General features: G+C 68.3%; 21 protein-coding genes. 11 read left to right on the top strand and 10 right to left on the bottom strand.

Annotation, left to right across the window (positions count from 1 at the left end; translation table 11 throughout):
• Positions 1–54: 54 nt before the first annotated feature.
• Positions 55–1,314, bottom strand: coding sequence for an alpha-hydroxy acid oxidase (locus OCQ_RS12405; protein ID WP_014384735.1), 1,260 nt, complete (start codon positions 1,312–1,314; stop codon positions 55–57).
• A gap of 19 nt (positions 1,315–1,333) precedes the next feature.
• On the opposite strand from OCQ_RS12405, the gene OCQ_RS12400 reads away from it, so the two are divergent.
• Complete coding sequence (locus OCQ_RS12400) at positions 1,334–1,771, top strand: DUF1810 domain-containing protein (RefSeq protein ID WP_041784974.1); 438 nt, start codon at positions 1,334–1,336, stop codon at positions 1,769–1,771.
• On the opposite strand, the gene OCQ_RS12395 is transcribed toward OCQ_RS12400, so the two are convergent.
• Genes OCQ_RS12395 through OCQ_RS12385 form a run of 3 tightly spaced genes read right to left on the bottom strand, consistent with a single transcriptional unit; the run spans position 1,757 to position 4,258 of the window.
• Positions 1,757–3,085 carry an alpha-amylase family glycosyl hydrolase gene (locus tag OCQ_RS12395; RefSeq protein WP_014384733.1) on the bottom strand — a complete coding sequence of 443 codons (1,329 nt, stop codon included), beginning with the start codon at positions 3,083–3,085 and terminating at the stop codon, positions 1,757–1,759. The two genes, OCQ_RS12400 and OCQ_RS12395, sit on opposite strands and share 15 nt — an antisense overlap.
• 10 nt (positions 3,086–3,095) lie before the next feature.
• Positions 3,096–3,632, bottom strand: coding sequence for an alkyl hydroperoxide reductase (locus OCQ_RS12390; protein ID WP_009953017.1), 537 nt, complete (start codon positions 3,630–3,632; stop codon positions 3,096–3,098).
• A gap of 38 nt (positions 3,633–3,670) precedes the next feature.
• Entirely contained in the window at positions 3,671–4,258 is a 588-nt protein-coding gene (locus OCQ_RS12385) for a peroxiredoxin (protein WP_008256883.1), read from the bottom strand.
• A gap of 101 nt (positions 4,259–4,359) precedes the next feature.
• Between OCQ_RS12385 and OCQ_RS12380 the strand changes: the two genes are divergently transcribed.
• From OCQ_RS12380 to OCQ_RS12365, 4 genes are read left to right on the top strand one after another with little or no spacing between them, the layout of a single operon-like run.
• On the top strand, positions 4,360–5,295 hold the full coding sequence (locus OCQ_RS12380) for a hydrogen peroxide-inducible genes activator (RefSeq protein ID WP_009953016.1): 936 nt from the start codon (positions 4,360–4,362) through the stop codon (positions 5,293–5,295).
• Between the two features lie 36 nt (positions 5,296–5,331).
• Positions 5,332–6,033 carry an EthD domain-containing protein gene (locus tag OCQ_RS12375; RefSeq protein ID WP_014384732.1) on the top strand — a complete coding sequence of 234 codons (702 nt, stop codon included), beginning with the start codon at positions 5,332–5,334 and terminating at the stop codon, positions 6,031–6,033.
• A 9-nt stretch (positions 6,034–6,042) separates the two neighbouring features.
• Positions 6,043–6,486: a TIGR03618 family F420-dependent PPOX class oxidoreductase gene (locus OCQ_RS12370; protein ID WP_014384731.1), complete on the top strand. Its 444-nt coding sequence runs from the start codon at positions 6,043–6,045 to the stop codon at positions 6,484–6,486.
• Positions 6,487–6,504: 18 nt separating this feature from the next.
• Positions 6,505–7,254, top strand: a complete 750-nt coding sequence (locus OCQ_RS12365) for an enoyl-CoA hydratase/isomerase family protein (protein WP_014384730.1) — start codon at positions 6,505–6,507, stop codon at positions 7,252–7,254.
• Positions 7,255–7,269: 15 nt separating this feature from the next.
• On the opposite strand, the gene OCQ_RS12360 is transcribed toward OCQ_RS12365, so the two are convergent.
• Complete coding sequence (locus OCQ_RS12360) at positions 7,270–7,455, bottom strand: (2Fe-2S)-binding protein (RefSeq protein ID WP_008256874.1); 186 nt, start codon at positions 7,453–7,455, stop codon at positions 7,270–7,272.
• 339 nt (positions 7,456–7,794) lie between these two features.
• Between OCQ_RS12360 and bfr the strand changes: the two genes are divergently transcribed.
• The 6 genes from bfr to OCQ_RS12330 all read left to right on the top strand — a co-directional run bounded on the left by bfr (position 7,795) and on the right by OCQ_RS12330 (position 14,472).
• Complete coding sequence (gene bfr / locus OCQ_RS12355) at positions 7,795–8,274, top strand: bacterioferritin (protein WP_008256872.1); 480 nt, start codon at positions 7,795–7,797, stop codon at positions 8,272–8,274.
• Positions 8,275–8,311: 37 nt separating this feature from the next.
• Positions 8,312–10,384 (top strand): MDR family MFS transporter, encoded by a 2,073-nt coding sequence (locus tag OCQ_RS12350; RefSeq protein ID WP_176476798.1) that lies wholly within the window; start codon positions 8,312–8,314, stop codon positions 10,382–10,384.
• Positions 10,385–10,449: 65 nt separating this feature from the next.
• On the top strand, positions 10,450–10,944 hold the full coding sequence (locus OCQ_RS12345; RefSeq protein ID WP_009953008.1) for a carboxymuconolactone decarboxylase family protein: 495 nt from the start codon (positions 10,450–10,452) through the stop codon (positions 10,942–10,944).
• Positions 10,945–11,054: 110 nt separating this feature from the next.
• Positions 11,055–11,936 carry a TIGR03854 family LLM class F420-dependent oxidoreductase gene (locus OCQ_RS12340; RefSeq protein WP_014384729.1) on the top strand — a complete coding sequence of 294 codons (882 nt, stop codon included), beginning with the start codon at positions 11,055–11,057 and terminating at the stop codon, positions 11,934–11,936.
• Between the two features lie 57 nt (positions 11,937–11,993).
• Positions 11,994–13,346: a type I glutamate--ammonia ligase gene (locus OCQ_RS12335; RefSeq protein ID WP_014384728.1), complete on the top strand. Its 1,353-nt coding sequence runs from the start codon at positions 11,994–11,996 to the stop codon at positions 13,344–13,346.
• A gap of 10 nt (positions 13,347–13,356) precedes the next feature.
• Positions 13,357–14,472: an amidohydrolase family protein gene (locus tag OCQ_RS12330; RefSeq protein ID WP_014384727.1), complete on the top strand. Its 1,116-nt coding sequence runs from the start codon at positions 13,357–13,359 to the stop codon at positions 14,470–14,472.
• Between the two features lie 412 nt (positions 14,473–14,884).
• Here the strand turns inward: OCQ_RS12330 and OCQ_RS12325 are convergent, their stop codons facing one another.
• From OCQ_RS12325 to OCQ_RS12305, 5 genes are all read right to left on the bottom strand, one after another.
• On the bottom strand, positions 14,885–15,328 hold the full coding sequence (locus OCQ_RS12325) for a nuclear transport factor 2 family protein (protein ID WP_014384726.1): 444 nt from the start codon (positions 15,326–15,328) through the stop codon (positions 14,885–14,887).
• An 85-nt stretch (positions 15,329–15,413) separates the two neighbouring features.
• Complete coding sequence (locus OCQ_RS12320; RefSeq protein WP_014384725.1) at positions 15,414–16,736, bottom strand: cytochrome P450; 1,323 nt, start codon at positions 16,734–16,736, stop codon at positions 15,414–15,416.
• Positions 16,737–16,791: 55 nt separating this feature from the next.
• Entirely contained in the window at positions 16,792–17,214 is a 423-nt protein-coding gene (locus tag OCQ_RS12315) for a lipoprotein LpqH (protein WP_008256850.1), read from the bottom strand.
• 12 nt (positions 17,215–17,226) lie between these two features.
• Entirely contained in the window at positions 17,227–18,060 is an 834-nt protein-coding gene (locus tag OCQ_RS12310) for an SDR family oxidoreductase (RefSeq protein WP_014384724.1), read from the bottom strand.
• Positions 18,057–18,536, bottom strand: a complete 480-nt coding sequence (locus OCQ_RS12305; RefSeq protein WP_170320593.1) for an SRPBCC family protein — start codon at positions 18,534–18,536, stop codon at positions 18,057–18,059. Before OCQ_RS12305 ends, OCQ_RS12310 begins: the two co-directional genes overlap by 4 nt.
• Positions 18,537–18,559: the final 23 nt, after the last annotated feature.

Raw genomic sequence — 18,559 nt, 5'->3', positions numbered from 1 at the left:
CCCGGCGCCGGTTTGTTCCCGCGCGCCCCGGCCATCGCGGGGGTGCGGCCGGCCTCACACCGGCGGCACGGGCCCCAGGCGCCGCAACTGCGTAACGTGCCGGGGCGAGAGCTCCTCGAGGCACGTGACGCCGAGCAGGCGCATCGTGCGGATCACTCCCTCGGCGAGGATGTCGATGGCGCGGCTCACCCCGGCCGCACCGCCGGCCATCAGGCCGTAGAGGTAGGCCCGACCGACCAGCGTGCACCGGGCGCCCAGCGCGATCGCCGCGACGATGTCGGCGCCCGACATGATGCCGGTGTCCACCAGGATCTCGGTGTGCTCACCCAGGTCGCGCGCCACCGTCGGCAGCAGGTGAAACGGCACCGGGGCCCGATCCAGTTGGCGCCCACCGTGATTGGACAACACGATCCCGTCGACACCGCGGTCGACGACCGCGCGGGCATCGTCAAGCGTCTGAATCCCTTTGACGACGAGCTTGCCCGGCCACTGCTCCTTGATCCACTCCAGGTCATCGAAGGTCAGGCTGGGATCGAACATCGTGCTCAGGTATTCGGCGACCGTGCCGGGCCAGCGGTCCAGCGACGCGAACGCCAAAGGTTCGGTGGTCAACAGGTCGAACCACCACTTCGGGTGGGGCACCGCGTCCAACACGGTGCGCAGCGTCAGCGTGGGCGGGATCGTCATGCCGTTGCGGTTGTCGCGCAGCCGTGCGCCGGAGACCGGGACGTCGACGGTGGCCAGCAGGGTGTCGAAGCCGGCCTCGGCGGCGCGTCTGACCAGCTCCATCGAGCGTTCGCGGTCCCGCCACATGTAGAGCTGAAACCACTTTCGGCCTTGGGGCACGGCCGTGACGAGGTCCTCGATCGCGCAGGTGCCCAACGTGGACAGCGAAAACGGGATCCCCGCCCTGGCCGCCGCCTGCGCGCCGGCGATCTCGCCCTCGGTGTGCATGAGCCTGGTGAATCCGGTCGGTGCGATCCCGAACGGCAGCACGACCGGCTGGCCGAGGACATCCCACCCCGCGGTCACTTGGGAGACGTCGCGCAGGATCGCCGGATGAAATTCGATGTCGCGGAAGGCTTGTCGGGCGCGTTCGATGGACAGCTCGTCTTCGGCCGCGCCATCGGTGTAGTCGAACGCCGCCTTCGGGGTGCGCCGCTTGGCGATGCGCCGCAGGTCTTCGATGGTGTAGGCGGCGTCGAGCCGCCGCTTGGTCGCGTTCAGCTCGGGCCGCTTGAACTGCATGAGCGGGGCGAGATCGCGCACTTTGGGTACTCGTCGGCGAACGGCCTTCCGTCTTTCGAGTTCCATAATGTGCAACCGTAGTCAGGTGACATCTGCAGGCGACCCGTTCGATCTCCAGCGTTTCGTGGACGCGCAAGAGCCGGTGTACGGCGACGTCCTCGACGAGCTGCGGGCCGGACGAAAGCGCAGCCACTGGATGTGGTTCGTCTTCCCCCAACTGCGCGGCCTGGGCGGCAGCCCGACCGCGCTCCATTACGGCATCTCCTCGCTGGACGAGGCTCGGGCGTACCTGCGTCATGAGCTGCTGGGGCCGCGGTTGCGGGAGTGCGCCCGACTGGTCACCGCGGTGCAGGGGCGCTCGATCGGGCAGATCTTCGGCTCGCCGGACGACCTCAAACTGTGCTCGTCGATGACCCTGTTCGCCCACGCCACCGAGGACGACGAGGACTTCGTCGCGGTGCTCGACAAGTATTACGACGGCCGCCAGGACGCGCTGACGTGCGAGCGCCTAGACCGAGCTTAGGATCCGCCACCCGTGCGGCTCGACGGCGACAGCGTCCACGACCTCCGGCGGCGGGGCCGCCGATCCGCCGATGACCTGCGCGCGCCCCGGGCCCAGCTCCGGCAGCGACACGTGCAGGGGTTCGTCGTCGATGTTGAGCACCACCAGCAGGGCGTCGTCGCCGTTGCGCGCCTCGTAGACGTAGTGCCGGTTTTTCAGCCGTAACGCGGTGGTGGACGCCGCGTGCAGCCAGGGGTGGCGCCGTCGCAGCCCGACCAGGTACTGGTGCAGCCCCCAGGTCTGGACGCCGAAGTCATCCAGTTGCAGTGGGGGAGAGCCGAATTCGGGGCGCACGGCGTCGTCGCCGCCGAACCGTTCTTCCTTGACGCCGCGGAACCCGAGCTCGTCGCCGGCGTAGACGCTGGGCACCCCGCCGATGGTGAGCAGCAGCACCAGCGCGTGGGCCACATGCGCGGGGTTGTCCAGCTGGCTGGCGATGCGGGTGACGTCGTGATTGCCGATGAAGGTCAGGGGCGCGAAGCGGCTCAGAAAGTCGTTGTGGCGCTGCAGCGCCCAGTCCAGCTCGAAGAAGTTGCCGTCGTTGAGGCTGCTCCAGATCGCCTTCCACAGCTCGTATTGGGTGGCCGAGTCGAAGGTGGCGGCGTCGACGACCGCGGCGTAGTCGCCGTGGATGAGTTCGCCGACGAACCAGGCATCCGGATAGCGCTCGCGCACCCGGGGCAGGGTCGAGGCCCAGAAGTGTTGTGGCACTGCATAAGCCGCGTCGAGGCGCCAGCCGTCGGCGCCGCGGCCCAACCAGTGCGCCATCACCTCGACGGTGTAGTCGACGACGGCGGGGTTGTCGTGGTTGAGGGTGATCAGCCCGTCGTGGCCTTCGAACGTGTGAAAGCGCCCGGGACGTCCGCGGAACCAGCGCGCGGCGGCGTCGTCCTCGGCGGCCTCGCGGTGGCGCGGAAAATCCACCCCGACGTGGTTGAACACGCCGTCGAGCAGGACGCGCAGGCCGCGTCGGTGCGCCTCGGCGACGAGGTGGTCGAAATCGGCGTCGTCGCCGAGCCGGGGATCGATGCGGTAGTGGTCGGTGGTGTCGTAACCGTGTGTGCGCGAGGCGAAGATCGGGCCCAGCGCGATGCCGGACGCCCCGAGTTCGATGGCGTGGTCCAACCAGTCGACGAGCCGCCGCAACCGGTGTTGATGCGGTTGCGGCGGCTCGTTTGACTGCGGTACGGGGAACGCGCCCACGAACCCCAGCGGGTAGACCTGCCACCAGATGGCGTGCTGGACCCAGTCGGGTCCGGACACGGCGCTGGTCACGACGGCGCGATCAGCCGACGGTCGCCAGCGTCTGGGAAGCGACGATCGCTTGGGCCACGCCGGAAACGATCGCCGCGGCCTTCAGCGCCTCCTGGATGGTTTCGCGGCTGACACCGGCCTCGCGCAGCGTGTGCTCGTGGGCGGCCACGCAATCCGGGCATCCGTTGATCGAGGACACTGCGAAGCACCACAGCTCGAAGTTCGCCTTCTCCACACCGGGATTGGCGATGATGTTCATCCGCAATCCCGCGCGCAGGTCGTCGTACTTGCCGTCGAGGAAACCCCGGCCACGGTAGAACACGTTGTTCATCGCCATGACCGATGCGGCTCCCAGCGCCGCGTTGTACGCCTCGGCGGACAGAATGTCGGCCGCCTCCGCGCCAATCTCGCTGAGCACCTGCGTGTTCCGGGTCGCCGCGGCGCTCGCCAACAGCGTGCCCCACAGCTGCTCCTCGTCGAGCTCGGTCGTACGGGTGATCGAACCCAGGTTGAGCTTGAGGTCCTTGGCGTACTCCGGCAGCGCTTCCTTGAGGTTCTCTACGCTCATCTCGCCTCCTCTTCAGACCCTACGGGATCAGCCCCGGATCAGGCCGACTGCTTGAGCAGCTCGGTGGCGTCGAGCGTCGGGTCGCCCTTGCGCCAGTTGCACGCGCACAGCTCGTCGGACTGCAGCGCGTCCAGCACGCGCAGCACTTCCTCGACGTTGCGGCCCACCGAACCCGCGGTGACCGAGACGAACTGGATCTCGTTGTTGGGGTCGACGAGGAAGGTCGCCCGGTCGGCCACACCGTCGGCGTTGAGCACACCGGTGGCCAGGCTCAGCTCCCGCTTGATGTCCGAGAGCATCGGGAAGGGCAGCTTTTTGAGGTCCTCGTGCTGCGCACGCCAATTGAAGTGGACGAACTCGCTGTCGATCGACACACCCAGAACCTGCGCGTCGCGGTCGGCGAATTCGTCGTTGAGCTTGCCGAAGGCGGCAATCTCGGTCGGGCACACGAAGGTGAAGTCCTTCGGCCAGAAGAACACCACGCGCCATTTGCCGGCGTGGTCCTCGTTGGTGATGGTGGTGAAGTAGTCGCCGGGCTGCTTGGCGTCGACCTTGGACAGATCGCCGGCGATCAACGCGGTGAGCTCGTAGGCGGGGAACTGGTCGCCGATGGTCAGCAGAGGCATATCGCTCCTTATCTGGATTTACTCAAGATTAGCTTTCTTCCACCATGTTGCCGCGTACCCTGGTTGAAGTAAAGGTGATATTTCCCACTACACTTATAGGTATGACCGATAAGAGTTATCAGCCGACGATCGCCGGCCTGCGCGCGTTCGTGGCGGTGGCCGAGAAGCATCAATTCAGCGGTGCCGCAACGGCTCTCGGCGTCAGCCAGTCGACGTTGTCGCAGGCGCTCTCGGCGCTGGAGGCGGGCTTGGGCACCCGCCTCGTCGAGCGCTCGACCCGGCGTGTCTTCTTGACACCCCAGGGTACGGAGCTGTTGCCGCGCGCCCAGGCCGTCGTCGAGGCGACCGACGCCTTCACCGCCGCGGCGGCGGGCGCCTCGGATCCGTTGCGGGCCGGCATGAGGCTGGGCCTGATTCCCACGGTTGCGCCCTACGTGCTGCCGACCGTACTGGCCGGGGTGGCCGAGCAGCTTCCGGGGCTGGCGCTGCGGGTGACCGAAGACCAGACCGAGCGGTTGTTGGCGGTCTTGCGCGAAGGGGCATTGGATGCGGCATTGATCGCCTTGCCCGCCGAGGGCGCCGGGGTCAGCGCGATCCCCATCTACGACGAGGATTTCGTCCTCGCCCTGCCACCCGGCCATCCGCTGGCGGGCAAGCGCCGGGTTCCGGCGACGGCGCTGGCCGACCTGCCGCTGCTACTGCTGGACGAGGGGCACTGCCTGCGCGATCAGGCGCTGGATGTCTGCCACAAGGCCGGGGTCCGGGCGGAGCTGGCCAACACGCGGGCGGCCTCACTGGCGACCGCGGTGCAATGCGTGACGGGCGGTTTGGGCGTCACGCTGATTCCGCAGAGCGCGGTGCCCGTCGAGGCCTCGAGAAGCCGCCTGGGCCTGGCGCAGTTCGCGGCGCCGCGCCCGGGCCGGCGAATCGGCTTGGTCTACCGCTCGTCGAGCGGGCGCGACGAGTCCTACCGTCAGCTGGCCGGGCTCATCGGGAAGCTGATCAGCGGCCAGCATCAGGTGCGCCCGGTGAAGTAGGCCTATCCGGCGGGCCCGCACCGGTAGGTTCGGCCTATGGAAAAGGTAATCGCGGTGCTCATGCGCGCCGACTCCGACGACGATTGGTGCGCCCGGCAGCGGGGGGCGGTCGCGGATGCGCTGCTGGAGCTGGGTGTGCCCGGATTGTCGGTCAACGTCCGCGACGACGCCGTGCGCCAGTCGTTGATGACGCTCACGACGCTGGACCCACCGGTCGCCGCGGTGGTGAGCATGTGGACGCAGCAGTGCTACGGCGAGCAGATGACGTCCGCGCTCGAGCTGCTGGCAAAGGAGTGTGAGCAGCTCGCCGCGTACCTGGTGACGGAATCGGTCCCGCTGAGCGCGCCCGCCGTCGAGTCCGGTTCCCGCACACCGGGTTTGGCCAACATCGCGTTGCTGCGTCGGCCCGCGGGCATGGACCAGGCGACGTGGCTGACCCGTTGGCAACGCGACCATACACCGGTAGCCATCGAGACACAGTCGACGTTCGGCTACACCCAGAATTGGGTGGTGCGCGCGCTCACCGAAGACGCGCCGGGAATCGCCGGCATCGTCGAGGAGTTGTTTCCCGCGGAGGCGATCACCGATCTTCGGGCATTTTTCGGAGCCGCCGACGACAACGATCTCCAACACCGGTTAGGACGAATGGTGGCCAGCACGACGGCCTTTGGCGCCAACGAGAACATCGACACCGTGCCGACGAGCCGCTACGTCATCAGCACGCCGTTCACGGACTGAGGACACCGGATGACGACACTGCGCGACGCCGTGGCATTGGCCGCGGCGGAGAACGGACTGGCGGTGGTATCGACCGTCCGGGCTGACGGGACCGTGCAGGCGTCACTGGTCAACGTGGGCCTGTTGTCGCACCCGGCGAATGGTCAACCGGTGCTGGGGTTTACCACCTACGGACGAGTCAAACTGGCCAACCTGCGGGCCCGGCCGCAGTTGGCCATCACCTTCCGTAACGGGTGGCAGTGGGCGACGGTCGAGGGCCGCGCGGAGCTGGTCGGCCCCGACGACACCCGGCCGTGGCTGACCGATCCCGATCGGTTGCGAGTCCTGCTGCGCGATGTGTTCGTTGCGGCGGGCGGTACCCACGACAACTGGGACGAGTACGACCGGGTGATGGCTTCCGAGGGGCGCGCCGTGGTGCTGATCGCCCCGACCCGCGTCTACAGCAACGGCTAGCCTCGCTACGCTGCGGGGGTGACGCTGCAGATCGACGACGACAAGCGGGTGCGCACCCTCACGCTGAACCGCCCGGAGGCGCTCAACGCCTTCAACGAAGCCCTCTATGACGCCACCGCCGAGGCGCTGCTGGCCGCCGCCGACGATCCCGAGGTGGCCGTGGTCCTGCTGACCGGAGCGGGTCGCGGGTTCAGCGCCGGTACCGACCTGGGTGAGATGCAGGCGCGCATCACCGACCCCGGCTTCACCCCGGGCGAGCATGGCTTCATCGGACTCATCAACGCGCTCAGCGCCTTTCCCAAGCCGCTGATCTGCGCGGTGAACGGTGTCGGCGTGGGGATCGGCGCCACGATTCTGGGCTATGCCGATCTGGCGTTCATGTCGTCGACGGCCCGGTTGAAGTGCCCGTTCACCAGCCTGGGCGTAGCCCCGGAAGCGGCGTCGTCCTATCTGTTGCCGCAGCTGGTGGGCCGGCAGAACGCCGCGTGGTTGTTGATGTCGTCGGAATGGGTCGACGCCGACGAGGCGCTGCGGATGGGCCTCGTCTGGCGGGTGTGCCAACCGGACGAGCTGCTCCCGCAGGCCCGCCACCACGCCGAAATCCTCGCCTCCCGGCCGATCTCGAGCTTGATGGCCGTCAAACACACGATGATGGAGCCGGTCCGCCCCGAGATCACGGCGGCCACCGCGCGGGAACACGCGCACTTCGCCGAGCTCATGGGCGCGCAGGCCAACGCCGCGGCGCTGGCTGATTTCAACAAGGGCTGAAACGGCGTTCCGGCGTCAGGCCGACGGCGCTGTCTCTAACTTCGCCGCGTCGGCGAGGATCGCGCGCAGGGTGCGCCGGCAGCGACCGCAGTCACCGCCCGCCCCGCACGCCGCGGCGATTTCCTTGGAGGTCGACGCGCCCTGCGCGACGACGTCGCACACGGTCTGGCTGGTCGCCCCGACGCACAGGCACACGTACATCAGCGCACCTCCCGCATGTGGGCGTCCCCTTCGTCGACGGGTCGTTCGAGCGACCCGATGCCGCTCCCGCGCCTGGCCTCCCGGGGACTCGGGGCCCCGGCCGGAGGTGCGAAACGAACAAGCCGCATATTAGTGGAGTCTAACCTAACCTGCTTAGTGCAGTCTAACCTAACAACCGGGTGCTTAGACTAGCTCGACAACGCACTGAGTGCAGCCAAACCTTGCTAGAACATTTGCGGCGGCCGTGGCAAAGTGCTGCTACAGGCCGGGTTTGTGCGCTCCAGCCCAGCGCACGGATCGCGGTCGAACATGCCAGCCGCAGACACCGTAGGAGTGAAAATGCAAGGGGATCCGGAAGTTTTGCGTCTGCTCAACGAGCAGTTGACCAGCGAGCTCACCGCGATCAACCAATACTTCCTGCACTCCAAGATGCAGGACAACTGGGGTTTCACCGAGTTAGCTGAGCACACCCGCGCGGAGTCCTTCGACGAGATGCGACACGCCGAGGCGATCACCGACCGCATCCTGTTGCTCGACGGGTTGCCGAACTACCAGCGCCTCTTCTCGCTGCGCATCGGCCAGACCTTGCGCGAGCAATTCGAGGCCGACCTCGCCATCGAATACGAGGTGATGGACCGCCTCAAGCCGGCCATCGTCTTATGCCGGGACAAGCAGGATTCCACCACCGCCACCCTGTTCGAGGACATCGTCGCCGACGAGGAAAAGCACATCGACTACCTCGAGACGCAGCTGGAGTTGATGGACAAGCTGGGCGTGGAGCTGTACTCGGCGCAGTGCGTCTCGCGGCCACCCAGCTGACGCGGGCGGCGGGCAAGGTAGGTAACGTCGGGCCGGCATGACGAGCCCGAGAGCAGCGGTGACCCAGGCGACCCCGGCGGCGAATTCCGCGCCCAGCGGCGAGCTGATCAGCCCGCAACGGCGCAACCTGATCTTCGTCGCGATCGTCCTGGGGATGCTGCTCGCGGCGTTGGACCAGACCATCGTCGCCACCGCGCTGCCGACGATCGTCGCCAACCTGGGCGACGCCGGCCATCAGTCCTGGGTCGTCACCAGCTATCTGCTCGCATCGACCGTCGTCACCGCGCTGGCCGGCAAGCTCGGGGACTCCTACGGGCGCAAGCGGGTGTTCCAGGCGGCGATCGTCTTCTTCGTCGTCGGATCGGCGTTGTGCGGGCTGTCCCAGTCGATGGCCATGCTGGTGGGAGCGCGTGCGCTGCAAGGGATCGGCGGCGGCGCCATCACCGTCACCGCCAGCGCGCTGATCGGCGAGGTCGTCCCGCTGCGGGAGCGGGGCCGGTACCAGGGCATCCTCGGGGCGGTCTTCGGCGTCACGACGGTGATCGGGCCGTTGCTGGGCGGCTACTTCACCGATTACCTGACCTGGCGGTGGGCGTTCTGGGTCAACGTGCCGATCTCCGTGGTCGTCATTTTCGTTGCCGCCGCGGCGATTCCAGCGCTGGGCGCGTCCGCCAAGCCGATCATCGACTACTCCGGAATCGTGTTCGTCGGCCTGGGCGCGGCGGGCCTGACGCTCGCCACCAGCTGGGGCGGGACGCTGTACGCGTGGGGGTCGCCGACGATCATCGGCTTGTTCGTCGGCGCCGCGGTGGCGCTGGGCGTTTTCGTGGTGGTGGAACGTCGCGCCGCCGAGCCGATCCTGCCCATCCGGTTGTTCGCCAGTCCGGTGTTCGCCGTGTGCTGCGTGCTGTCCTTCGTCGTGGGTTTTGCGATGCTGGGCGCGCTGACGTTCCTGCCGACCTATATGCAGTACGTCAACGGGGTCTCGGCGACGACCTCGGGTCTGCGCACGCTGCCCATGGTGGTCGGGATGCTGATCACCTCCACCGGCAGCGGAACCCTGGTCGGCCGCACCGGCCGCTACAAGGTTTTCCCGGTGACCGGCACCGCGCTGATGGCGCTGGCGTTTTTGCTGATGTCGCGGATGGAGCCGTCGACGTCCGCCCTGATCCAGTCGCTGTACCTGGTCATCCTGGGCGCCGGGATCGGATTGTCCATGCAGGTGCTGGTTCTGATCGTGCAGAACACGTCGAATTTCGAAGACCTCGGCGTCGCCACCTCGGGGGTGACGTTCTTTCGCACCATCGGAAGTTCTTTCGGGGCGGCGATATTCGGCTCGCTGTTCGTGAACTTCCTCGACCGCCGCATCGGCCCGGCCCTGGCGGCCAGCGGCGCGCCGCCCGACGCGGTCAGCTCGCCCGGGGCCCTGCACCGGCAGCCACACGATGTGGCCGCGCCCATCGTGGCGGCCTACGCCGATTCGCTGACCGAGGTTTTCTTGTGGGCGGCGCCGGTGGCCGTGGTCGGTTTCGTGCTGGCCCTGTTCCTGCGCGAGGTCCCGCTGCGGGATATCCACGACAGCACAGTCGATCTCGGCGACGCGTTCGGCATGCCGACCTCCGAGACGCCGGACCAGATGCTGGAGAACGCGATCGCACGGATGTTGCGCGGCGAAACCGGCATGCGGTTGCGCAGCATCGCCATGCGGCCCGATTGCCGGCTCGACGTGGCCGGGCTGTGGGGGGTCCTGCGCATCAATCGCTACACGCAGATGTACGGGACCGCCCGTCTCACCGACATGGCCGACTATCACCGAATACCGTTCGAGGTTCTCGAGCCCACTTTCGCGCGCCTGGCCGCCGGCGGTTACGCGCGAAGCGACGGCGACCAACTGTCGCTCACCCCGGCCGGGGCCCAGCAAGTCGGCTACGTGCACTCGCTGCTGGTGGCCTGGCTCGTGGACAAGCTCGCCCGCTCGCCGGGCTTCGAGGGCCGCCCGGACCGCCGCGCGGTGCAGGCCGCGCTCGAACGCGTCGCGCATCGGGTTCTCGCCCAACGTGATTGGCATGAGGAAACGCCAACCGCGGCGATCGGTCCGGCCGCTCGCTAGCAGGTGGCTCCACCCGTTTCGCGACAACCGCGACCCAGGTCCTTAGGCGGGCGTACCATCACGCCATGAGCCGAATCGGAACATTTGCTGACGACGACCTGGCCGGCTGGTTTGTGAAGTCTCCGGACATCGGCGGCGCGCTCGGTGCCTTCAGCCAGGCGGTCTACACCAAGAACCGGTTGCCGTTACGCACGCGCGAATTGGCGCGCGCCGTGATCGCTCACCGCAACGAATGCGTCGTCTGCGTCAACACCCGCGACGAGGACGGACCCGCCGCGGGTGTCGACGAGGAGCTGTACGACCACGTCCACGAATGGCGCACCTGGCCCGGCTACAGCGACCAGGAGCGGCTGGCGGCCGAGTTCGCCGACCGCTTCGCCACCGACCACACCGGCCTGCGCGACGACGAAGACTTCTGGACGCGCTGCGCCGAACACTTCTCCGACGAGCTGCTGGCCGACCTGGCGCTGTCCTGCGCGCTGTGGGTGGGCATGGGCCGGGTGTTGCGGACCCTCGACATCGGCCAGGCCTGCAAGCTCACCATTCCCAGCCGCGCATAGCCGTTTGCGCCCTCCGAACTCCGGGCAGCAGGCGATGACGCGCGCCGCGGGCACAAAACGGGGCGCCGCGGCGTTGCGCGACGGGTGAGACCACGCAGGAGGAGGCTCGGGTGAAGGTTCGCTTCGGCGTCGGGCTGGGCGCGGACACCGCCCCACATCAGCTGGCCGCCATCGTCGACCACCTCGAGGCCAACGGCGTGGATTCGCTGTGGTTTTCCGAGCTGGTGTACTCGCCGGCCGTCGACCCCACGGTCGGGATGGCGTACGCGCTCGCCCGGACGAGCCGGCTGAAGGTGGGCACCTCGGTGGCGGTGCTGCCGGGCCGGCATCCGGTGCTGGTGGCCAAGCAGCTCGCGTCGCTGGCGGCCGTCGCCCCGAAGCGGGTCCTTCCGGTGTTCGGCTTGCGATCGGCGATACCGGCCGAGCGCGAGGTGTTCGTGGTTCCCGACGGTCGGCGGGCGGCGGTCTTCGACGAGTCGCTACGGGTGCTGCGCGCGGCCCTGGAACGGGATTCGGCCACGTTCACGGGCCAATACTTCACCGTCACCGGCGCGGCGATCGCCCCGAAACCGGTGCCGCCGCTGGACATCTGGTTGGGCGGTTCGGCGCCCGCCGCGTTTCGGCGTATCGGAGCGCTCGGCGACGGCTGGCTGGGCAGCTTCCTCACCCCGGCGGAGGCCAGGACCGGGCGCGAGGCGATCGAACGGGCCGCGGAGCGGGCCGGCCGGCACATCGAACCCGACCACTTCGGGATCTCGCTGGCCGTCACCGAGGGCGAGCTGCCCGCGGAATTGGCCGCGGCGGTCCGCAAGCGCCGACCGGACCTCGACCCCGGCGAGCTGATCGCCGCCGGGTGGGCTCAGCTGCACCGCCAACTGGACGCGTACCTGGAGGCCGGGTTGACGAAATTCGTCATCCGGCCGGCCGGTCGGGCCCCCGTGGACGGATTCCTCGATCGCTTCGTCTCCGAACTCGTCGGCCGCCAGAACTGACCGGCCACGCGGGACGATTACCCGACCGCACCACCACGAGGCTGCAGAATGACTGCCATGACCGGCACACCGCTTGCCGCCGCGGCGATTGCCCAGCTGGAGGGCGAGGGCGTCGACACGGTCATCGGCACCGTCGTCAATTCCGCCGGGCTCACCCTGGCCAAGGCCGTTCCGATCCGCCAGACGAACACCTTCGCCGATCCCGGCCTAGGCGCCAGCCCCTCCTGGCACGCGTTCGCCATCGACCAGACCGGCATCGCCTTCACCGCCGACGTCGGCGTGGTGGGGGACCAGCGGCTCCGGATCGACCTGTCCGCGTTGCGCATCGTGGGCGACGGCCTGGCGTGGGCGCCCGCCGCGTTTTTCTCCCAGGACGGCACGCCGGTCCCCACGTGCGGCCGGGGAACGCTGCGGCGCATAGAAACGGCGCTCGACGACGCCGGCATCGAGGCGGCCGTCGGGCACGAAATCGAATTCCTGTTGGTCGCGCCGGACGGCGGCCGGTTGCCGTCGGCGGTGTGGGCCCCGTACGGCCTCGCCGGCGTGCTGGAGCGTGAAGCGTTCATCCGGGAGGTGATCGGGTCGGCGACGGGAGCCGGCGTCGCGATCGAACAATTCCACCCCGAGTATGGCGCCAACCAGTTCGAGATCTCGCTGCCGCCGCAACCGCCGGTCGCCGCCGCCGATCAGCTGATACTGATGCGGCTCATCATCGGCCGCGCGGCGCGCCGCCACGGCCTGCGCATCAGCTTGTCACCCGCGCCCTTCGCCGGTGCCGTCGGATCCGGTGCGCACCAACATTTTTCGCTGACGACGCCGGAAGGTCCGCTGTTCTGCGGCGGCGCGGGCGCCGCGGGCATGACGCCGGCGGGGGAGAGCGCGGTGGCGGGCGTGGTTGGTGGCCTGCCGGAAGCCCAGGGCGTGCTGTGCGGATCGGTCGTCTCGGGTCTGCGGATGCGGCCCGGCAATTGGGCCGGCGCCTACGCGTGCTGGGGCACCGAAAACCGCGAGGCCGCAGTGCGATTCGTCACCGGCGGACCCGCCAGCCCGCGCGGCGGAAACGTCGAGGTCAAGATCGTCGACCCGTCGGCCAATCCGTACCTGGCGTCGGCGGCCATCCTGGGGCTCGCGCTGGACGGCATCAAATCCGGGGCCCCGCTGCCGCCGGAGGTCACGGTCGACCCGGCGGCCCGCTCCGATGCCGACCGCGCGCGTGACGGCGTGGTGCGCCTGACCGATTCGCAGGCCGAGGCGATCGCGGCGCTGGACGCTTCGGAGCGCATGCGGTGCATCCTGGGCGATCCGGCGGTCGACATGGTGGTCGCGGTTCGCCGACTGGAACACGAACGCTACGGCGATCTGGACCCCGAGCAGCTGGCGGACCGATTCCGCATGGCCTGGAGCCTGTGACGGGCCGTTGATGAGCGCCGAGACCCGCGACCTGGCCGAGCACATCGGCGCGGTGTCGCTGATCGATCAGCACGTCCACGGTTGTTGGTTGGCGGCCGGCGACCGACGGCGATTCGAGAACGCACTCAACGAGGCCAACACCGAGCCCATCGCCGACTCGGGTTTCGACTCCCAACTCGGGTTCGCCGTGCGCGCGCACTGCGCCCCCGCCCTCGGCCTGCCCGAGCACGTCGACCCGCAGGCCTATTGGGACCGTCGTCGCCAGTTCGCCGAAGACGAACTGGCGCGGGTGTTCCTATCGGCCGCCGGCGTCGGGGACTGGCTGGTGGACACCGGGATCGGCGGGGGCGGGGTCGCCGGCGTCGGGCAGATCGCCCGGATGTCGGGCGGCCGTGCGCACGAAATCGTGCGTCTCGAGGAGGTGGCCGAACAGGCCGCCCAAGCCGCGGGTGACTATGCGGCGGCGTTCGAGGAGATCCTGCATCGGCGCGCGGCCGACGCCGTGGGCACCAAATCGATCCTGGCCTACCGGGGCGGTTTCGAGGGTGACCTCAGCGAGCCGTCGACGGCGGAGGTCGCCGAGGCCGCCGACCGGTGGCGCGCGCGCGGCGGGACGCGATTGCGGGACCGGATCCTGCTGCGGTTCGGGTTGCATCAGGCGTTGCGACTCGGCAAGCCATTGCAATTCCACGTCGGGTTCGGCGATCGGGACTGCGACCTGCACAAGGCCAATCCGTCCCTGCTGCTTGACTTTCTGCGCCGGTCGGCCGACGTCCCGATCGTGCTGTTGCACTGTTATCCCTACGAGCGTGAGGCCGGTTATCTGGCGCAGGCGTTCAACAACGTCTACCTCGATGGCGGACTGAGCGTGAACCACCTGGGGGCGCGGTCGCCGGCGTTCCTCGGGCGGCTGCTGGAGCTGGCACCCTTTTCCAAGATCCTCTACTCGTCAGACGGTTTCGGTCCCGCGGAACTGCACTTTCTCGGGGCGGTCCTGTGGCGCCGGGGCCTACATCGGGTGCTACGCGAATTCGTCGACCGCGGCGACTGGAGCGAGGCCGACGCCATCCGGGTGGTCGATCTCATCGCCCGCGAGAACGCCCGCAGGATCTACGACCTCGGGTAGCCCGGTCTTCGGCCGCGAAAGCGCGGCCACGACATTTTTCACAAATTCCGCTGTAACCCGCCGCGGGGGCGCATAGGCTTCGGGAGACGAATCGGGCAACGTCACCAAACTGAGGCAACAAGGAGGTTTGGGCACATGTTGTCCCGCGCTGCGTTCGTCGACGCAGCCATCGTTACCGTCGCCGCTTCGGCGCCTCCGCCCTACGCGTCACGCAGTGGGGGTCGCCACGCCACCAGTTCTGGTGACTACGTGTCATATCCGCACCAGGGCGGGTTGTAGCCAAGCCCTATCGCCGTTGTGCCGAGGGAGTGCCGGAATGGTCTATGAGGGGTGGCCATGCCGGCATTCCACGGCAGCGCGTGCCAAGCCGGCGCATTACGTTGCGCGGCGGCGCAATTCGCGAACGTGTGATTCAGACCAATGCTGACGCGTCAAACACCCAGCTCACATCGCCGTTCGCCAAGCCCTCGAAGTGGTTCGGGGGAGCGAACGCGACGAGGCTGTTCATGTCCCAATAGTCTTTCCAGACGGTGATCTTGCCGTCGACGACTTTGTGGACGGTCACGAACCGCAACACGCCCTGTTCGCCGGTCGCGAATGTCCATGTCTCCGAGTGCTCGTAGAGCACGTCGGAACCGTTGGACACCAGCACGCCGGTGTGGTTCTCGTAGCCCGCCAGGTGTTCCAGACCCATCTTGAGTCGTTTGACGATGCCCTCGGGGCCGCGGGCCGACAAGGCCGGAACCGGCATGTCGACGTAGAGGCAGTCGTCGGACAAGAATGTCGGGATCGCCTCCCAGTCGCGGCGCGAAAGGGCCTGCCACAGCCCACGGACGACATCCTCGACCGCGATCATAGATACCTCTGTCATACCGGCAAATAAACTCGGTTGCCGCGCCGGTGTCAACTACTGCGGCCGTTCGCGCCGCAATCGCGATCGGTCAGCTTTCGGCGGCGGCCATCGACCGGGCCGGCCCGAGCGCCACCGGCAGCGACGACCATCCCCGCAGCACGCGGGTCTCGCGCCGGCTGCCGGCGCCTGCCGCGCGCACCTCGGGGAAGCGGTCGAAGAACGTCCGCAGCCCGACTTCGCCCTCGGCGCGTGCCAACGCCGCCCCGAGACAGAAGTGCCGGCCACCGGAAAAGGCGAGATGCCGCCCGGCGTTTGGTCTTTCGATGTCGAAGCGGTGTGGGTCGCTGAACACCGCCGGATCCCGGTTGGCGGCGGCCAGGTACACCAGCACCAGGTCGCCTCGGGCGACCTGGTGCCCCGCGATCTCGACATCGCCCCGCGCCATCCGGGCGGTCAGCTGCACCGGCGATTCCAGCCGCAGGATCTCCTCGACGGCGTTGGGCCACAGCTCCGGTCGTCGCCGTAGCGCGTCGAGGTGCTCGGGCGCGTCCAACAGCGTGCGAATCCCGTTGCCGAGCAGGTTCACGGTGGTCTCAAAGCCCGCCGCCAACACCAGTCCGGCGATCGCCTGAAGCTCGTTTTCGTTGAGATAGGTCTCCGCGGAGCCACTTTCGGCGGTCTGGATCAGCTGGCTCATCACGTTGTCGCTGGGTTCCCGGCGCAGCCGCTGCAGGTGTTCGGCGAGCCAGGAACTGAAGCCAGCGATCCCGTCCTGCACGCTGCGGTACTGCCGCCACGGCAACCCGATATCCAGGCTCGGCGCGGCCAGCTCACCGAATTCCAGGACCCGCGGCCGGTCCGACTCGGGAACGCCGAGGATCTCGCTGATGATCGAGACCGGAAGTTGCGCGCAGTAGCGCCCGACGATGTCGACGACGCCGGACTCACCGGTCAACTGCTCCAGCAAGTCGGCGGCCGTCCGCTCGACGCGCTCACGCAGGGCGGCGACCGCCCTGGGCGTGAACACCGCCGACACGGTCTTGCGGTAGCGGGTGTGGTCGGGGGGCTCGACGGCCAGCAAGGAAGGGGCACGCAGGGGGTGCAGGAGGTCGTCGCGGGTGCGGCGCTCGAGCCATCGCAAGGGCGCGGGCAGATTCGATCCGAAGATCACCACCCGGAAGTCGTCGGACCGCAACAGCTCGTGGGCCAGCGCGTGATCGGCGGTCAGGTAGGCGACGCGACCCTTCACCAGTTTGCCCCGGGCCCGGACCTCGTCGTAGAAGCGCACCGGATCGGCCGCCACCGCCGGATCGGCGATCAACCGGGCCTGGACGTCACCCCGGCGCGCGCCGTACGCCGCGGCGCCGCGGATGAAGCCGTGCATCGCGAACCAGTGCAGTCGTTCCTTCACCGGCCCTCCCTCGCTCAGGTGTCGCTACGAGCGTAGGCCGCGCGCATCGGGGGAGTCAGCACTCCGCGACGATTTTGAATTCGGTGGTCACCACCTTGTTGGGATTGCTGCTGTTGATGCCGTACGCGCTGCCGGTGATGGTGTACGCGTCATGGGCGAGGTCGACATGCGCGTCTCCCACGCCGCCTTGCCAAAAGCTGCCGGTGAAGCCGTCGACGTTGCGGATCTTCACCCACTGCGGCATGACCCGGTAGCCACTGAGCAGCATCACCGCCTCGACGCCGCCGTCGTGGTCCGGAATCTTGATGGTCCGGTACATCTGGTCTTGCCGGCACGCGGGGGGACGTGTCGTATGTGTGGCGCCGTCGATGGTCAGGCGGGCGGCGCGGCGGGGCGTCGTCTGCGCCGCGCTGCACCCCGCCACGCCGACGACGACCGCCGCCAGGATCAAAGCGACTGTGGGCAAGCGGTTTTGCACCAGCCGACCTCCTTACTGCCGCTTCGGCGCTAGCGCGGGTAGGGCCTTGACGATACTGCGTCGCACGAGTTCGGGGCTCAGGCCCTTGAAGAAGTCAATCAGGCGAATGCTTTTGGGCACATACCAATGCAGCCGCTTCTGATGGTGGTAGGCCTGCCACGCGGTTTCGGCGACGCTGCTGGCCGGCATCAGCCGCAGCGGGCCTCTTTTGGGGGCGGTGGCGCGCAACTCCTCGGCGGTTCTCGGCGCGGCGGCGTCGCCGGAGTGGTTGGTCGTCGTGGTGAGGATGGCGGTGTCGATCAGACCGGGCAGCACGTCGGCGACGCGCACCCCGTGCCGCTGCCATTCCACGCTGAGCGCCTCGGTCAGGCCCTTGACCGCGTGCTTGGTCGACGAGTAGACCGCGAGGCGGGGCATGCCGTAAGTCGCGGACGAGGACGACGTCGAAAACATCAGGCTGCCGGGGGTTTTCTTCAGGTAAGGCAGCGCGCCGTAGGCGCCGGTCAGCACCGCTTTGTAGTTCACATCGACGAGGCGCATCGCGGCGTCATACGGCACGTCCTCGAACCACCCGGATTCGCCGACGCCGGCGTTGTTCCACATCATGTCGAGGCCGCCGCCGGCGTTGCCGGAGCAGAAGTCGGCCAGGGCGCCGTCCAGGGCCGCCTTGTCCGTCACGTCGACGGCGCGGGTCCACAGCCGGTCGCCGCCCAATTCTTGCTGCAGCGTGGTCAGGCCGTCGTCGTTGCGGTCCACCGCGCCCACCCGCCAGCCCTTGGCGTGGAACAGCTTTGCGCCTTCGCGGCCCATGCCGCTGCCGGCGCCGGTAATGAAGACCGATTTCACGACGCGTCGGCCTCGACCACGTCTTTGATGCGGTTCAGCGTCTTGGTCATGTCGCGGATGTTGCGGCGCTTGCGCAGAAATCCGCCGAACAACCAGTACACGCCCAGCCAGGGCGCGGGGTTGAGCCGAAACGACTCGGTGACGTCGGTCCCGCCGCCGCTGGGCGCCAAGCGGTAGTGCCAGTTGTTGACCTCCCGATCACCGAGCAGCACGGTGAAGCCGAATTCGCGGCCCGGATCGCACGCGGTGACCTTGCAGGTCGTCCAATACACGGGTCCCATTTCATTGCGCCGGACGTGGCCGCGGAATTTCGCGCCAAGGGCCGGGCCGGTCGCATCGCCCAGCCACTCGGCCTCGAAAACTTCCGGGGAAAACCGTCCGGTGTTGCGCACGTCCGCGATGAGATCCCAGATCTTGGCCGCGGGCGCCGCCATGTGAACAGTCGCCGAACCTTCCATGGGCTGATCCAAACACAGCTTCGTGCCGGGTCATAGACCAC

Source organism: Mycobacterium paraintracellulare, assembly GCF_000276825.1.
In the GTDB taxonomy this organism is placed as follows: Bacteria; Actinomycetota; Actinomycetes; order Mycobacteriales; family Mycobacteriaceae; genus Mycobacterium; species Mycobacterium intracellulare.
This window is presented reverse-complemented; position numbering and strand designations above follow the sequence as displayed.

Excerpts from the sequence above, each read along its gene's own strand:
- OCQ_RS12405 (WP_014384735.1), bottom strand. The coding sequence starts at position 1,314 with ATGGAACTCGAAAGACGGAAGGCCGTTCGCCGACGAGTACCCAAAGTG.
- OCQ_RS12390 (WP_009953017.1), bottom strand. The coding sequence starts at position 3,632 with ATGAGCGTAGAGAACCTCAAGGAAGCGCTGCCGGAGTACGCCAAGGAC.
- OCQ_RS12385 (WP_008256883.1), bottom strand. The coding sequence starts at position 4,258 with ATGCCTCTGCTGACCATCGGCGACCAGTTCCCCGCCTACGAGCTCACC.
- OCQ_RS12380 (WP_009953016.1), top strand. The coding sequence starts at position 4,360 with ATGACCGATAAGAGTTATCAGCCGACGATCGCCGGCCTGCGCGCGTTC.
- OCQ_RS12375 (WP_014384732.1), top strand. The coding sequence starts at position 5,332 with ATGGAAAAGGTAATCGCGGTGCTCATGCGCGCCGACTCCGACGACGAT.
- OCQ_RS12370 (WP_014384731.1), top strand. The coding sequence starts at position 6,043 with ATGACGACACTGCGCGACGCCGTGGCATTGGCCGCGGCGGAGAACGGA.
- OCQ_RS12360 (WP_008256874.1), bottom strand. The coding sequence starts at position 7,455 with ATGTACGTGTGCCTGTGCGTCGGGGCGACCAGCCAGACCGTGTGCGAC.
- bfr (WP_008256872.1), top strand. The coding sequence starts at position 7,795 with ATGCAAGGGGATCCGGAAGTTTTGCGTCTGCTCAACGAGCAGTTGACC.
- OCQ_RS12350 (WP_176476798.1), top strand. The coding sequence starts at position 8,312 with ATGACGAGCCCGAGAGCAGCGGTGACCCAGGCGACCCCGGCGGCGAAT.
- OCQ_RS12345 (WP_009953008.1), top strand. The coding sequence starts at position 10,450 with ATGAGCCGAATCGGAACATTTGCTGACGACGACCTGGCCGGCTGGTTT.
- OCQ_RS12335 (WP_014384728.1), top strand. The coding sequence starts at position 11,994 with ATGACCGGCACACCGCTTGCCGCCGCGGCGATTGCCCAGCTGGAGGGC.
- OCQ_RS12330 (WP_014384727.1), top strand. The coding sequence starts at position 13,357 with ATGAGCGCCGAGACCCGCGACCTGGCCGAGCACATCGGCGCGGTGTCG.
- OCQ_RS12325 (WP_014384726.1), bottom strand. The coding sequence starts at position 15,328 with ATGATCGCGGTCGAGGATGTCGTCCGTGGGCTGTGGCAGGCCCTTTCG.